This is a genomic window from Azospirillum sp. UENF 312511 (assembly GCF_058780635.1).
Genome location: NZ_JBSNCG010000005.1, coordinates 635,306 through 650,233, shown reverse-complemented (window position 1 = coordinate 650,233; position 14,928 = coordinate 635,306). Strand labels below are relative to the sequence as shown.

Below are 14,928 nucleotides of genomic sequence, written 5' to 3'. Positions count from 1 at the left end.
ATGTCGTATCACGACCACCTCAAGGGGTTCGCGGAGACCCAAACAGGTGCACTGGCAATGGCGGTCATTGAGGAGTTTACAACGTGTTGCCGTGGCCCTGACGTGACCTCAGCGGAATACGCGCAGCGCCTGCGGCAGATCCTCGAGGCATGTTTCGCCAAGGAGATGGGGGAGTGACCAGGCTCCTCAATCTGACCGCCTCCAACTTCCGCGGCTACGGCGCCACGCCGACCACGGTCAACCTCGACTCTGACATAGTCCTATTCTACGGGCCAAACGGCTTCGGCAAGACCAGCTTCGCCGAAGCCCTGGAGTGGCTGTTCTACGGCTCGACCCGGCGGCGCAAGCGCGGTGAAGTGCTCAGCGCCACCGAGTATGGCGGAACCTACGCCAACGCGCACGGCGGACAGCCGGTCGAGGTCTCCGCGCGTGTCCGCCTAGCCGACGGCCGCGAGATCGTGCTCACCCGGCGGATGTCCAACCCAGCACTGTCCGAGGACTCCATCACCTTGATCGACGGCGCACCGGCCGACTTCGCCACGCTCGGCCTGTTGGTGCCCGATGCCGTGTACCCGGTCATCGTCCAGCATGGCCTTCAAACCTTCATCCATGCCCGCCCCAAGGAGCGCCGGGACGCCGTCAGCGCGGCGCTGGGACTCGACGAGATGTCGGCGTTCAAGACCGCCATTGATGGGGCCCGGCGCTCATTCCAGGGAACCCCGCCACGTCCCGTGGTCGAGGCCAGGAATCGTCTGCGCCAGCTCACGCCCGTGCTGGCCGACATGCCGGAGACGGCGAAGATGGCGGCGCGCTGGGCGAAGCCAACGGCCGACATCGACCCGGCCAAAGACATCCCGGCCCTCGTTAAGGCGGCGAGGCGCCTGGGTGGCACCAAGTCGGACGACCCGGCCGCCCTGATCGCGGCGCTGACGGCGGCCCGCGGGGAGGCCGAACGCGCGGTTTTCGACCTGACGAAGTTGACGCCGACCTCGGACCTGACCGCCTGCATCGAGCGTCTGCTGCGCGAGCGGGACAGCGCCGCCGAGGCTCTGGCGGCGCTGGGCAAGGCGGTGGGTACCCGAGTCGCCGTGGTGGCCGCGGCGCACGCGCAGGAGCGCCTGGCCTTCTGGCAGGCCGGACTGGCTCAGGCGCCGGAGGGCGACGAATGCCCCATGTGCGAGGCGGCCACGTTGACGCCTGATCGGCGCTTGGCTCTCAGGATGCGGTTGGAGGCCGCCGCCCACCTGCTGGCCCGTACCCAGGAGCTCCAGGCGAGCATTGCGGTGGCCGAGCGGCACCTCCAGCAGGTCGCGCAAGTCGTCCGGATGTTGCCGCGCCCGGCGCTGAGCTTGGAGGATCTCGGGTTCCTGAAGGCCCTGCTCACGGACGAGCCCAACGTGCTGAACGGATTCATGGGCCACTTCGACGCGGTGGAATCCGCGTGGCGCCAGTACGACGACGCGCACGACGCCGTGGTGGCGCATGTCCGATCCTTGATGACGCGGCTCGCCAACGGCCTGCAAGCTCCTGACGTTGTCGCGCAGCAGGATGCGCTGCCCGTAGCACTCGAGGCGGCGCTCACTGCTCTCGCCGAGGCCCTATCCGGCTACCAGACCGGGTGGGATGGCTTCGCCAAGGCCGTTGGTGCCCGTGTCTCCTCGAACACTGAGGTGAAGCGGTTGGACGCGCTGGTTTCGGCACTGTCGGCCGATCGGGACATGCGCATCATCACCGCCTACGACGCGGTCCTCGACCAGTCCAAGGCGCTGATGCAGGACACCGAGGCCTACCTCCAGCAAAAGCAGGTTGAGCTGCTCGGCGCCCGCGGTGACGAGGTACGGGCTTGGTACGATCTGATGAACCCCGGCGCCGACGTCGGCTATGACGGGATGGAGCCGGGGACCGACCACGTGAAGCTGCACGCCCGAAGCTTCGGCGTGCGGATGGGGGCGGCCGCCAACCTGAGCGAGTGTCAGCTGAACTGCCTGGGGCTGGCGGTGTGGATGATGCGCGCCACCACGCCGGGGTCGCCGTTCGGCTTCGTGGTGTTCGACGACCCGATCCAGAGCATGGACGACGACCATACCGAGGCCTTCATCGGTTCGGTCGTCCCGCAGCTGCTCGACGGCCATGGCAAGCAGGTGATCGTGCTGTCCCACGTCGAGCGCGTCGTCACCCGTCTGCGCGAGCTCAACAAAGCGCGTTCGCTGCGGGTCTACAACTTCGACGCCTATGGCATCGCCGGGCCGATCATCGCCGCCCAGTTGAAGCTCCGGAAGCTTATCTTCGAGATCAAGGGGCTGGCCGACGGCAACGAGACCAACCGGCTCCTCGCCGTTGACCGGTTGCGTGTACTGATCGAGCAGTTCATCCGCGAGCTCTACGCCAAGGATCTCGGCGCACCGGCTCCGGCCACCTATGACAACGCCCAGCCGAGCGATCTGCTGAAGCTGTTCCGCACCATCCCGGGCACGCTGCCCCAGGAGCATGACGGGCTCAAGGACACGGTGGGCTTCTCGGACCCGGCGCACCACACCGAGGTCGGCTACGCCGCTCCGGTGAAGACCAACATCCTGACGCACCTCAACCGCGTCGAGGGCCTGATGAAGAAGAACGGGTTGTAAACGTATCTTCGCCTTCACGGCGCGGATGATTGTGAATCGCGTTGATTTTGAACGAATTGCATTGAGGTTTGTGATGTCAGTTAACGTAAAGAAGGTTTCGTCAATTCGTCTCCGTCAAGCCGTAATCCCGCGCGATGGAAAATTCTGGGAAGTGAGATGGTTGGGCTGCGTCAGTGCAGAAGGAATGCATCCGAAAGTGGACGTGGTATTAGCGCAAATTCACGACCCATCTGATAGAGAAAAAAGCTACGAGAATAGATTTACTGGCAAGAAGCACGTTGCGAATGCTTCTGTGACTATGCTGAGCTTTATGGCGCCAAGCACGATCTGGTATGACGGTCGCCTCTTCGCTTCCGTGCATCCGGCTGCCGGGAGCAAGCTCTTTACACGATTCTGTGGTGATCCAGACCACCATAGCCCAGTTCCTGTCCTCAGCAATCTTGGGGTCTGGCGGGGACAAAAATCAACACTCCCTCATGGGGCAGAAGAAAACGCACCGTGCATCCGTATGAAGGGAGGCGATGAAGTCTTGCTCCTGCCAGCTGTCGAACTCATTCGGTATTGGTTTGGCGGTACCTCAAGACTTATTCATCTAGCATCTCTGGGTATTATTGGAAATTACGTTGAATTCTCCGAGTGTTTGCCGCACCCGGAGCTCAAAAACACTTACGTACTGACCGCTAACTTCTTTCCAACTGATCTGGAAGCGCTTCTCCTTGCCCGTATTGCTCATGATCCTCTCACTCGCGCATGTGCCATTGCCGTTGGCGACTCGATCAAGCAAGCGCGTGCTGGAAACATGCGAATTTATCCTAGCGTAACCGTGCCCTTTCAGGGAGATTCGGAGCTGAACGCCATCGTGCGCTGGAGTTTCAAACCGGGAAGTGGCAAGAAGACTTTTGTCGGTCTTATCGAGCGCGTGCTGAGTTGTGTGACGCCGTTTCCGTTCGAGCGCATCATGGTGGCTCAGCCAGAACACCCAAGAATTCATCTGGACGAGGATGCCGGTGATCTTGAAATTAAGTCTCGACGACGCTTGGCAGAAGATCTTGACATCGAAGATGATCAGCTTCCGGATGGGGGACTTGCTGGTCTTGCGGTCCTCTTGCCCGATCCGTCCCTTGTCTACCCGAACTTAGCCTCTGTGAGCGTCACCCGTACGGCTCGGACACCATCCGGATCGGTGCCGGGAAAAATGCCAACCTACCGTGGAACAACCCCCGTCAGCGTGGGTACGACGGAAGTGGTGGGTGAGCAGGGAACCGGCGTACGCGCAACCATGGTCGTAGACGATGACAGCGTGCGGGAACGCGCCGTTCCCCCGGCTTTTGAGGAACTCTTTGGGGCTGTCGGCCACATCTGCTCCAAGGGGATGAATGCGCAGGCTGTAGTGACCTCGGAGAGTGCGTGGCCGGACAATAGGCATCTAGTGTCATTCTTCCCGCAAGACCGGGCGCTGGGCGTTGAGGCTCGTCGGTGGGCTCGCCAAGGAGGACCAAACGGAAGAAGGGCGGCCGTCATCGAGATCAACCACCAGGGCGCCTATTATTATGTGGTCGACCCTGAGGACCTTGAGGGCAAGGGGTACTGCATTGCCGTATTCCGCCGAAACGACGGTGGGCATATGCCAGTCGCAGAACTGGCGCGCGTCCTGGGGCTTTGTGCCAAAGCGAAAGGTGTTTGGAAAAATGGGGTCTTCGACCCAGCTATTTATCTCCACGATCGCTTAAAACATATGAGCAGCCTTGGAAATGCTGCGGCCTATGCCGTCGCCATTACAGACAAGGTAAAGGGACTTCATCGGAAAGCGGCCAGAGCGGTGTAGAGTCCGAAAACGGACGGTCGACGTCGCAAACGATTTGTCTAATGGCAACAAGATGCCAAATCAACTGATAGGATGAGTACCCATCAATCCCCCTTGCGTTGATAAGCTCCTGAAGCTCGTATACAGTCATTCCGCTGGTGAGTAGCTTAAATGCTTGATCCAGAGCTTCGGTTGGCGCACGCAGCCTTCGCGCCTGATCGAGCAATGAAAGGTTGGATAACTTTACGGAAGAAATTTTGGCAATATCCAACACTTCGATCTTTTGAGATGGAAACGCAGAGTCCAAGGTTGAAACCATCAATGCCGTCGCCTCTGGTGTCGCGTCCGAGACAACGGCCAGCAGCATCCTCTGGTCGTTCTCCGGCGACCGCTGGACGTCAAAGAGACACAGCGCCCCGGCTTCGGGGAGTTCATCCGGACACCTTTGATACCAGGCAACACCTGGTGTGAACGCAAGCACGCGGGACGCCAGCACAACTGCCGTTTCCTGATCGACAGGCGGGCCGCTGTGGGGAAGCGTCTCATTTTCGGGGTGCTGGCGCTGTTGACTCACGATTGCCATGGTAATCTCCGGTCGACATCACTGGAGCGTACAGCGTCGCTTTGCAAGGGACGTCCATCCCGCTCTCCATCGCCCGATGCGCGCCAAACTCAAGGCCCATGCCGGTCCGCCAGGATGATTTGCAGAAGGCCTTGTGCGCAGACGGAAATCCCTTCCTGGTTAGGGGAACTGAACAACGCCGATCGCAGGCTCGGCCGCGGTCGAACCAACTTGGTGGCGCAACCCATGCCCCACCCCCATGCCCCGTTAATCCCTCGTCAAGATTGCTTCAGCATCTTGTGCCTGAGCAATCACCTTTACGGCACATATTGGGAGTTCTTAGATATGACCAAGGGTGGAAAGACCGTCACCACGACGGTGAACAAGAGCGCGAAGGACGGCAAGTTCGTGTCTAACAAGGACATTCAGAAAAAGCCGTCGACCACCTACAAGCAGACGGTGACCAAGAAGGCCAAGTAGGGCGCCCAGGAGCGAACCTGTGGCAGATTTTTACCCGTACGTTGCTCTGGCCGGGGTGCTCGGCACCGGCCTGATGCGGGCCTATTGGCTTCATCGGCGGATGACCCAGCGTCTGGTGTTGGCGCATGAATTCCGGGACCAGTTCATCCGCTACTGCAACAGCGAGGGGCGGGACGGCGATGCCTACACTTGGCTGATGCTCAACTCCAACCGGGTGCAGAGCGAGATGGGCGGGCACGGCATCGTCGCTACGTTCCGGCCACCCGCGGCCAACTACGCGATCAAGAACTACCCGATCATCCTGAACATGGTTCCGGAGATCCGGCGGCTTTTCGCGCAGGACGAGTTTCGCCTCTTCCATAGGTTGGTCGGCGAATACGCCTGTATGGTTGATGAAGCGCTGCTCCGGTACGTCGGTGCTCTGGGCGATGCACTTGATGGATCGCGGCGGCGCCTGCTGAACCCCTTCATCTGGTTCCGACTCGGCGTCGAGCAACTCTTGTCCGTGCCGGTGCTGATGCTGAGGTGGTTCGGGCTGATTGGCGCCGGTGTCGTCGCGGCCGTCCAGGGCAACATCCTGTTCCGCGGGCTGTCGGCGGCCATCACCTTCATCGGCCTGATCTCGAGCGTGATGACCATTCTGCTGGGCTGGTCGGACACCGTGAAGCTGGTCCAACCCTACCTTGCCTCGTGGGTAGCCACCAGCCAGGCGAACGCGCCGCCGACACCGGCGCTGCCGCCGGAGCCGCAATCTGCCCCCTAGGCCCCTCGTCAATCGCGGGCAAGGCGTCTGTCGGGAGCACCAAAACAATGGAGTGGAAGAAGGTGATCACCGAGGTAATCCGCATCTATGCCGAGGACGGCCAATGGCATGCCGTTCGTGACGGTACCGCGCTCTGGTCGGCGGCGACACCAGGCGTTCCGCCTGCGCCCAGGCGGCTTCCTTGCTGATTCAGACGAGGCGCTTGCCAGGGCACAGGGTGTTGCCCGTGGTGGCCGGGTTGCGCCGATAGAGTGTTAGGACAACATGTGTTTTCACGGCCATTCATCCCTGCCTAATAACGGTTGACAGGGGAATGTTCCAGATGTGTTCTCTCGGCAATATACCTTTTGATTCGCCTACATGGCGGTTTTCCGCGTCTTCCGACTGTCAGGCTGAACACGAGGCTTCTCACTCGAAAGAGGTGCGCCTGAAGAGTTTTCCGACTGGATACCGGAAGAGATTTGGAACTGGCGACCGATCCCGGCACACTGGCCCCAGCACGTGGATGCTGTTCGGCGCGAGTTGATGGTGTACACCTTGGGCTGACGGCCAGGGCAACTCTGGAGCCGCCTTGCTTCTCTCGGAAAAATCTTACCTTTTACATTCGCCATTTGGCTGGAAGCACAAGGGACAGTGGGTTGTGGACGGGTTTGGTGGCGTGCGTGTTTGCTTCATCACCGCCAACGAACCGCTGCTGCTGACAGAGAGCGGCGAGGTGGACGTCGGGCGAGCCACCAAGATTGAGATCGTGTTCGTAGGAGACGACCACCGTGATTAAGAAGCTGGCATTTACGCCGGACTACGCCGTTCCGCCGGGCCGTATCCTGGAGAAGACACTGGCGGCCAAGGGCATGGGCCAAGCCGAGTTCGCCGAGCGCTGCGGTCATTCGGCGAAGATGATCAGCGAGATCATCGGGGGCAAGGCGCCCATCCTGGCCGAGACGGCCATCGAGTTCGAGCGCGTCCTCGGCCGTCCTGCGGTCTTCTGGATGAATCTTCAGAACCTGTACGAGCTACGCCTCAACCATGTGCGCTGAGTTGGTCCGCACCCTCGCGGCCATGCTGTTCGTGGTCGGCGGCATCGGCTTCGCCTGGTACGTGCGGCACGCTGCCTGCGCGATCGCCTTGTTGAGGACCATCCGCGCGCAGCGACAACGGCTGCGCTACGACATCGACCGCTTAATGGCCCGCAGATCGGACCAACCGTAGTCCGCCCTGCCGCGAACGGCGATGGGCACGCCGAAGCCACACGGTGAGCCGGAACACCTCCTGAAGATCGTCTGGCTTGCGGCGAACAGCAGGTGATCCTCCTGTCGACGTCGCCGAGTCGGTACGAGGTCAGTTCCCGAGAGTGAGCAAGCCCTTCACATGGGCGGGTGGGGCGCCGTAGTAGCGGGTGTTTTCACCGTCCTCGGTGAGCGATGCCCAGACGCCGCCCTGGTGGTCGAGGGCCAACCGGGCATGCGCTCCTCCATCGGCGCGCTGACGCCGGTCGTGGCCCACGTCGACCAGACCTCAAAGTCCTTCACGGGCATGATCCGGTGCACGGCGGCCAGCACGCCCTTGTCCTTCACGACCTCGTAGACCTCCTTGCCCCTGGCGCGCTCGGCATGGTCGGCGGAAAGCGCAACTGCCGGAGCGATCAAGAACAGGGCGCCTGCCGCGACCTGAACAAACCGGTGTCGCAGGCCGTTGGCGCAAGCCGTGTCACGCGCCGTTTCTCTTTGCGCAACCCGGCGGCGGATAAGGACGAACTGCTGTTCAGCCATTGATAACCCAGGCGCCGAGACTGTAGATGCCCGCAACACCGACAGCCAGCAAGCCGAGGGTTGCGAACAACAGTGTCCCCCGAAACGCAATGATGAGGCCGCAGGGGACACCGATGATCTGGGCAACGCGCCCGAGCGCATCAAGTGTGCCATCCCCGAACTGCATGGCGAGCCATTGCGGAATGAAGTAGCCGATGGCCCCGCCCGCAAGCCAGCAGAAGCTCAAAAATACAAGCAATAGTCCGGTGCCCGCGTCGCTGCCGTGAAAGCTCCACCTGGGCACTGCCGCACAGAAAACCCCCGTTATGACAGGGGCGCCGATGATGTAGGCAAGATGTATGGTGTTCATCGTGGGAAATCTTGCTGGATTGGCCGCCAGCCCAGTGGGCATTGTCCCAACGATGATTTCGATCATCGTTGGGGCCTGGGCGACATTGCATGCAAAACGCGGATCGGGTTCAGGCTGGCACCGGTTCAGGCACTGCCCTCTTGGCGGCTGAACGTGCTGCTTCGAGTTCGTCTGCCGACGGCGTCCGGCTCTGGAACATGTTGGGAAGGGCGCGAACGAACCCCAGGATCCACGAAGGAATGAGGAGGAGAACGCCCATCAGCGCCACACCACCGCCTTCGCCCTGGCCAAGCAATGCCCCGATGGCGATCAGAATCGGGGCGGCCAAGAACACTCCCTTCACGATGATTTTGGCCGCACGATATTCGGTATGGAATTCTTCGTAGTCACTGGCATATCGGCCATCCACTTCCGCAGCAAGGAGAAGAGACACTCCGTTGTTCTTCAGAAAGAACGTTCCGGACAGTCCCAGCCGGAGGTAGGAATTCACAACAGAACGAGTGCTGACGGATTTCAGCAGTTCGTCTTCACCGTTGGGTTTGGCGATCCGAATGTAGTCGTAAACCGTGCCATCCTTGATGCTTTTTGACGAGCCGATGGCCGCAATCGTTCCAGTGATCGTCGTGATCATACAGGCCCCTGCTTCTGCTGCTTGCGGGTGAAAAAAGCATGTCGCCAGAGCGCTTGGCGCGCGTGACTGCACGCGGAACGTATACCCCAGAGTTTCTACGGTTGAAAGTAGGAAGCCTACGTAGACCGGGACGCGGTGTCGCGGGCACACCGGGTGCATGGAAGGGCTGGGAAAACGACTGCGGGCGCGGGCGCAAGCCTTGGGGCTGACGGACACCGAGGTGGCCCGGCGTGCCGGGCTGGGTGAACGCCGGTATGGGCATTACATCCAAGACCGGCATGAGCCCGATCTCGGAACCCTGGTGAAAATCGCCGCGGTCCTGGGCGCCACCACCGACAGCCTGCTCCTCGAAGGGCAGACCGAGTCACCAGTCGAGCGGACGGCCTTGATGTCGCGGTTGACCGCGGCGGCCGAGGCGCTGGAGGTCGACGACCTCAGGCCCGCGGTCCGGATGATCGAGGTCTTGGTCGAGGACCGCCAAGGGCGGGGACGCTCAGCCGAGCAGGAAAGCTGAACACACGCCTCGGACGTCCAGCTATAAGCTACCAAAGTGCACGCACCCGGCCGAGGATGCTGGCCGCCATAGCGGTCGCGTCGCCTTGGTGCATCACGATCTCCACCGGCTGCTCGACGTCGCCATGAGGGTGGCGGAGAACGGCAATGCCCTGGACCCGCACCAAGCCGTCCGCGCGCTCGTACTCGGCGACCGGACTCTCGGGCGGTACACGGAATTCCATGACCCATCCCCGGTTGCACCGAAACACCGGCGCTTCCCCGACCGTCCGCGCAAAGAGCGCACGGGGCGGTGGGGCGTGCTGATTGCTACCCGATATCGAGACGTCTCTTGACCACCTGAAACGGCCATGCCGTCGCCATAGCGACGTTCCTACGCCAAAGCAAATTCAGATGCCAAACAGACGCCATGTACTATAGGCCCGGCACAATATCCAACAAAAATCTTGAAATATACGAAATTGTGCATTTCATTTGCCTGAAATTTCTTTTGTTAGTCTGCATACTTTTCAAGTAAATGACCATTTATGCCACGAAGATTGCTGAAGTCATCTTTGGCGCCTCTGACAGCGTGAAGGGCATCCAAAAGTCCTCGACGCCGTGCCGCGGCGATGCCGCCCATCCATATCGAGTACGCACGTCCAGGCCATTCACACCAAATGTTGACAATATCCGCATTTGAGGTAAATTCTTTGGCGGGCTGGAGCCCGCGCTTGTGCGGCGGCGCCCCCAGCAACCGGGAAGGCGCCGCGCGATGCACTTTCTAAAGCCGCTGTTTGACTTTCTACTTGATGTCATCCGGATCCGGAAGGGTGACGCGCGCGCCAAGGCGGCGCTGCTTTGCCTGATGGCTGGTCTCGGCCTCCTCGTGCCGGACATCCGCATGGTGGCCTTGCAGGCCTTGGTTACGGTGACCACGGGCCGCACGGACGTCGTTACCGACATGCCTCTGTGGCTGTCTGTGCCGCTGGGGCTGCTGCTGGTCGGCCTGTGCCTGTGGCTGTTGTCGCGCGTGTACGCAAATCAAGCAGCGAAGCCCGCGGCGGTGCTGATCGCCATCCGGCACCAGTCCCAGGAGGCGCTGGGGTCCCAGCTGTCGGCTGATGATCTTCCGACCAGCTTGGCGAACGCCGCCATCCTCCCGCTCGACGTGGACCAATCCTCCTTCTACCAGGACGGCCGGGTGCATGACGTCGCCGGTGCCGTCCGGGTGCAGGAGCGGCTACGGTCCAAGCTCGAAGGCATGGTTGCCGCCCACCCCGGGGCCGAGGTGGCCTACTACGGCATCGCGCACATCCCCTTCGCGTTCTTGGCGGGCGCCGAGCTGTCGACCAAGCCGCGCATCCAGCTGTTCGAGCTGGACCGGGGCTCGGGCCGCTGTCGCTGGGTCGATGCGGCGGCCGCGGGCGAGGACCTCGGCGTCACCACGGCCGCCCAGGACGGCGGCGAGGCCGCCCGCGATGTCGCCATCCGCATCGCCGTCAGCTTCCCCGTGCCCGAGGCGGACATCGCCGAGGCGCTCGGCCGCCCCTTCCACGACCGGCTCATCACGGTCGCCGCGCCCGCGCGGGACATTATCCACACGACCGCCCAGATCGAGGCGGTCTGCAAGGCCTTCGACCGGGTGCTCGACGAACTGCACAATACCCTGCCCAAAGATGTCCGGGTGCACGTCTTCTACGCCGGGCCGGTCAGCCTCGCCTTCAGCCTGGGGCGGCGCGTCACCCGCACCATCCACCACCGAATCCGAGTGCACAACTTCGAGGGCCGTTCGACGCCGAAGTACGCCTGGTCCCTCGACGTAAGCGGCGACTTGCTGCCGCAGGCGATGGTCGAGCGCCCGGTGGCGGTCGAGGGTGCGTCCACGGCAGCGGCGGAGTGAGCAGCATGTACGACCTGTCGAAGGAGCTTGGGCGCTTCTACTGGGGCGAGGTGATCCTGGGGAAGGACGAGCGCGGGAAGCTCGCCGGGTATCGCGACACCAACCTCGAGCGGCTGCGCGCCGGGTTGAAGGACCTGGGCGCGGAGCACGGCGTCACGTACGCCGGGCCGGTCGAGGTGCGGAACCAGGGCAGCTACGCGATGCACACCCTGAACCGGCACAAGGACAACGACTACGACATCGACGTCGCGCTGCTCTTCGAGAAGGACGCCCTCCCGGCCGACGCGAAGGCGGCCCGCGAGCGCGTGCGCGACGCCTTCCTGAAGCGGTGCCAGGGCTTCATCAAGGACCCGGAGGCGCGCAAGAACGCGGTCACCGTCTGGTACGCCGAGGGCTATCACATCGACTTCGCCGTGTACCGCCGGTGGACCGACTGGCTCGGCATCACCCGCTACGAGCACGCCGGGGCCGAGGGCTGGGTCGAGCGCGACCCGGACAAGGTGACGTCTTGGTTCAAGGAGCAGGTGACCGTCAAGAGCCCGTCGGGCTTCCTGGTCACCGTCAAGGAGCAGCAGCTGCGGCGGATCGTGCGCCACATGAAGTGGTTCGCCAAGTCGCGCTCCTCTTGGAGCCTGCCGGGCGGCATGATCTTGAGCGCCCTGGTCGCCGAGACCTACCGGGCGAACTGGTTCCGCGACGACGTAGCGCTGTACGACACCATCGTGGCGTTGCGCGACCGGCTGACGCTCAGCACGACGGCGATGAACCCGATCTACCCGGACCGTGAGCTCACGGCCAAGGACGAGTGCCGCCTCCAGGTCGAGAACTTACTGGAGAAGCTCGGGAAAGCGGTCGAGAAGCTGGCGGTGCTCCAGCGGGCGGACTGCACCGAAGCCCAGGCCCGCTCGGCGTGGCGTTGGTTCTTCAACCACGACTTCTGGGCCGCCGGTCAGGAGCAGGTGTCCGCCAAGACCGAGGCCAGCCGGGCGGTGGCACGGGCGTTCACGGTGGACATCACTTGCGGGCTGGCCAAGCGAGAGGGCGCTCCGGTGTACGGCACGCACCGCAGCGGCGTCGGCGTGCTGCCCAAAGGCGTCGCCCTGCGGTTCACCGTGGCCAACATCAACGTGCCGCCGCCGTACAGCATTCGCTGGATCGTCCAGAACGAGGGCGACGAGGCGCGGGCTGCCGGTCAGATGGTATGGCAGCAGGACAACGGCGGTGTCGAGCGTTGGACCAGCACGGCGTACCGCGGCGACCATAGCATGGTGTGCCAAATCCATCGGGGCGGGGTCGTGCTGGCCGAGACGGTGCACCAGGTACGCATTCGCGACGAAGCCCGGCGCGGATTCCTCCGGCGCCGGTAGGTGCAAACCGGGCGGGCCAGCGCCAGCCCGTGGCCCGGGGGCGATCGCATCCGAACGGGAATGATGTGAGGCGCAGGGGGCTCAGGATGGTCGACGCAAGGAGTATCGATCCCATTCAAATGCTTAGCCGACGAATTCCGGGAGAATCATTGACTCTAAAGAGAATGTCCACGGACACCGCCTCCGTTGTGGCTGTCGGAAGCGGTGTGACAGCGATTGCGATGAGGCTGAGCTTCTTCATGGCTCAGAACACCACATATAAGGCGAAGCAGACAGCAGCTGTTCGCACCACAGTAGGAAGCCGGTTGCCTTCACCCTGCCATTGGCCGTAATGGGTACTATTTTGCTTTCGGGCGCAATAGGACTTTGTCGATCATATCGCCTAAATGAAGTGCAAGGACGGCTACCGTCTTGCCGCCTATGCCTTCAGCGGCCTCAATGCGGCTAATACGTTGCTCGTGCCGGTAGTTGCGCCGCAGGCAAAGCTGTTGGACCTCTGTCAGCCCGAGCATGTTGTCGATGTTTTGGCGCCCCCCCTCTTCTATGGCCGAAAGCTGTCGAGCGGGTTCGCTCTGGACAGGGGCCGCGTCGTTCCAATGCCGTTCTACATGGGCTTCTATCACTGCATAGGGACTTGAGCCTCCCAGGCTGGGATTGGGTTCATAAAACCAAGCATGAAGCTGCTTCTCTGCCATCAAAGGACTTAGCTTGGCAAGAATGGTATCGGTTTCACGTTTGCGAAGTTTCGACCTAATTCTTTCTTGGCGCAGACGTTCTTGGTCTTCATGGAAGCGTCGTTGAGCTTCTCGTTCTTGTTCCCTTTGTACTCGATACGCCTGGATATCTGCGATGCCTTCTTGTATGATCCTGGCCCAGGTTTGCGCATCCATAACCCTCTCCGGCTGAGCGGCAGGGGGCTTCCGCCAGCCCGGCTTAAACTTGGACCGCGCACGGAAATCAAGAGATCCCACGAGTTCGGAATGCGGGCACTGGACTACGATAGCTTCCGTTAAGAACTCGGCATCCGGCATGGTTCCACAATGCGGACAAACCAATATGGCAGTGCCACCATCGGACGGCCGTCGCAGTCGTCCAAGAGGCGTCCCGATGCGTTGTGCGACCTCGGCCATGAGTGTCTCAGGCATAGTCAACGTAGACATGTAAATCGCTACTGGATCTAGTCCGCCACGAATACGGTTCGGATACGCCACGGAGAAAGTGGTTCGATACCAAATCTGCTGGCATTTGCCGCACGGATAGCTATAGCCGACAAGTCCAAAAGGAACTTGATCCAATCCTACACCGCGGTCAAAAATCATAGTGCCCTTCAAAAGAGCCGTTAGGAGGCCGCTAAGTTCGTCAATTTTACCTTCAATATCCGTTTTTCGGAGAACAAAAGCTGGAAGCCCATTAGCCATCAAATCAGGTGGAACTTCATGGTAGTCCTTCTTCTTGAGAAAGAACCAGATGCTCCTTACGCCGGATGCATGATGCTTCCCAACGCGATCTCGTGTCTCATGGTTCTTCTGGTCAGATTTTTGGATCTCTATTGCGGATTGCTTCCCCGTTGTTGGGTGCGTGACAAGGACGTCGGCGCGCCATCCCGGCCCTGATGCTTCCATCTCAGCTAGGTAGCCGCATCTCTTTGCAACCATGTAGGCGGTTGCCTTTAGCCGATCGTGCTCGACGCTTTCCTTTCCTCCTTCACAATTTTTTGGGTCTCTGTAATGACGGAAGAAGCGAAATCCGTTTTCGTTCTCGACAGCCACCGCTCGAGATCGACAGCAGACTGTTACCAGTTCGCCATCTGCGCTCCATTTGCGAACACGCTCCCATTCTCGGGCTCCGGTGATGTCGGCGGCAATGAGAAGATTGTTGTCACGGAATGCTGTTTGAGCCATCGGGTTTGGTTGTAAAAAGTGAAAATGACCGGCAAGAATGCCGGTAAATGCCGACCTAATCCACCAAAACCTTGACTCTCAATGTTGATTTTCTCGCTCGAACCAACAGCTTCCGCCGCGGCCCGCCTGTTGGGATAGATTCAGAAGAACTCAATCGCGAAAAAGATGCATTCAAGTGGCATTGTGTGCGACGGCAGTGCATGTCCATGCAGTCACCGTTTAACGCATAGCGTCGCGTCCCTGATTGCTGAGGGCGCCCGCCTGTCGCAGCAGTCAGCCAAGC

16 protein-coding genes are annotated in these 14,928 nt (G+C 61.2%); 10 read left to right on the top strand and 6 right to left on the bottom strand.

From position 1 onward, the window contains the following. Positions 1 to 173 precede the first annotated feature (173 nt). Both ACWPN7_RS31465 and ACWPN7_RS31460 read left to right on the top strand, forming a co-directional pair. On the top strand, positions 174 to 2,624 hold the full coding sequence (locus tag ACWPN7_RS31465) for an AAA family ATPase (protein ID WP_492273709.1): 2,451 nt from the start codon (positions 174 to 176) through the stop codon (positions 2,622 to 2,624). Between the two features lie 25 nt (positions 2,625 to 2,649). Continuing rightward, the gene (locus ACWPN7_RS31460; RefSeq protein ID WP_492273708.1) at positions 2,650 to 4,449 is read left to right on the top strand and encodes a hypothetical protein; all 1,800 of its coding nucleotides are present in this window, start codon (positions 2,650 to 2,652) and stop codon (positions 4,447 to 4,449) included. Here ACWPN7_RS31460 and ACWPN7_RS31455 read toward each other — a convergent pair. Continuing rightward, entirely contained in the window at positions 4,400 to 5,011 is a 612-nt protein-coding gene (locus ACWPN7_RS31455) for a hypothetical protein (protein WP_492273707.1), read from the bottom strand. The genes ACWPN7_RS31460 and ACWPN7_RS31455 overlap by 50 nt on opposite strands. 324 nt (positions 5,012 to 5,335) lie before the next feature. On the opposite strand from ACWPN7_RS31455, the gene ACWPN7_RS31450 reads away from it, so the two are divergent. The 5 genes from ACWPN7_RS31450 to ACWPN7_RS31430 all read left to right on the top strand — a co-directional run bounded on the left by ACWPN7_RS31450 (position 5,336) and on the right by ACWPN7_RS31430 (position 7,442). Beyond that, positions 5,336 to 5,470, top strand: coding sequence for a hypothetical protein (locus tag ACWPN7_RS31450; RefSeq protein WP_492273706.1), 135 nt, complete (start codon positions 5,336 to 5,338; stop codon positions 5,468 to 5,470). Positions 5,471 to 5,489: 19 nt separating this feature from the next. Further along, entirely contained in the window at positions 5,490 to 6,233 is a 744-nt protein-coding gene (locus ACWPN7_RS31445; protein WP_492273705.1) for a hypothetical protein, read from the top strand. 571 nt (positions 6,234 to 6,804) lie between these two features. Next, positions 6,805 to 7,011: a hypothetical protein gene (locus tag ACWPN7_RS31440; RefSeq protein WP_492273704.1), complete on the top strand. Its 207-nt coding sequence runs from the start codon at positions 6,805 to 6,807 to the stop codon at positions 7,009 to 7,011. Beyond that, positions 7,004 to 7,270: a HigA family addiction module antitoxin gene (locus ACWPN7_RS31435; RefSeq protein WP_492273703.1), complete on the top strand. Its 267-nt coding sequence runs from the start codon at positions 7,004 to 7,006 to the stop codon at positions 7,268 to 7,270. Before ACWPN7_RS31440 ends, ACWPN7_RS31435 begins: the two co-directional genes overlap by 8 nt. Before the next feature lie 22 nt (positions 7,271 to 7,292). Next, the gene (locus ACWPN7_RS31430; RefSeq protein WP_492273702.1) at positions 7,293 to 7,442 is read left to right on the top strand and encodes a hypothetical protein; all 150 of its coding nucleotides are present in this window, start codon (positions 7,293 to 7,295) and stop codon (positions 7,440 to 7,442) included. Between the two features lie 155 nt (positions 7,443 to 7,597). On the opposite strand, the gene ACWPN7_RS31425 is transcribed toward ACWPN7_RS31430, so the two are convergent. From ACWPN7_RS31425 to ACWPN7_RS31415, 3 genes are read right to left on the bottom strand one after another with little or no spacing between them, the layout of a single operon-like run. Next, the gene (locus ACWPN7_RS31425; protein ID WP_492273701.1) at positions 7,598 to 8,002 is read right to left on the bottom strand and encodes a hypothetical protein; all 405 of its coding nucleotides are present in this window, start codon (positions 8,000 to 8,002) and stop codon (positions 7,598 to 7,600) included. Beyond that, positions 7,995 to 8,417 (bottom strand): hypothetical protein, encoded by a 423-nt coding sequence (locus ACWPN7_RS31420; RefSeq protein ID WP_492273700.1) that lies wholly within the window; start codon positions 8,415 to 8,417, stop codon positions 7,995 to 7,997. The genes ACWPN7_RS31425 and ACWPN7_RS31420 overlap by 8 nt, the downstream gene beginning before the upstream one ends. Positions 8,418 to 8,460: 43 nt before the next feature. Beyond that, a complete protein-coding gene (locus tag ACWPN7_RS31415; RefSeq protein ID WP_492273699.1) occupies positions 8,461 to 8,982 on the bottom strand; it encodes a hypothetical protein in 522 nt (173 codons plus the stop codon). Positions 8,983 to 9,139: 157 nt separating this feature from the next. On the opposite strand from ACWPN7_RS31415, the gene ACWPN7_RS31410 reads away from it, so the two are divergent. After that, a complete protein-coding gene (locus tag ACWPN7_RS31410) occupies positions 9,140 to 9,496 on the top strand; it encodes a helix-turn-helix domain-containing protein (RefSeq protein WP_492273698.1) in 357 nt (118 codons plus the stop codon). A gap of 28 nt (positions 9,497 to 9,524) precedes the next feature. On the opposite strand, the gene ACWPN7_RS31405 is transcribed toward ACWPN7_RS31410, so the two are convergent. Then, the gene (locus ACWPN7_RS31405) at positions 9,525 to 9,719 is read right to left on the bottom strand and encodes a hypothetical protein (RefSeq protein ID WP_492273697.1); all 195 of its coding nucleotides are present in this window, start codon (positions 9,717 to 9,719) and stop codon (positions 9,525 to 9,527) included. 530 nt (positions 9,720 to 10,249) lie between these two features. On the opposite strand from ACWPN7_RS31405, the gene ACWPN7_RS31400 reads away from it, so the two are divergent. Both ACWPN7_RS31400 and ACWPN7_RS31395 read left to right on the top strand, forming a co-directional pair. Beyond that, on the top strand, positions 10,250 to 11,377 hold the full coding sequence (locus ACWPN7_RS31400; protein ID WP_492273696.1) for an SAVED domain-containing protein: 1,128 nt from the start codon (positions 10,250 to 10,252) through the stop codon (positions 11,375 to 11,377). 5 nt (positions 11,378 to 11,382) lie between these two features. Then, on the top strand, positions 11,383 to 12,744 hold the full coding sequence (locus tag ACWPN7_RS31395; RefSeq protein ID WP_492273695.1) for a nucleotide-binding domain-containing protein: 1,362 nt from the start codon (positions 11,383 to 11,385) through the stop codon (positions 12,742 to 12,744). Between the two features lie 338 nt (positions 12,745 to 13,082). On the opposite strand, the gene ACWPN7_RS31390 is transcribed toward ACWPN7_RS31395, so the two are convergent. Next, positions 13,083 to 14,645, bottom strand: coding sequence for a competence protein CoiA family protein (locus ACWPN7_RS31390; RefSeq protein ID WP_492273694.1), 1,563 nt, complete (start codon positions 14,643 to 14,645; stop codon positions 13,083 to 13,085). Positions 14,646 to 14,928: the final 283 nt, after the last annotated feature.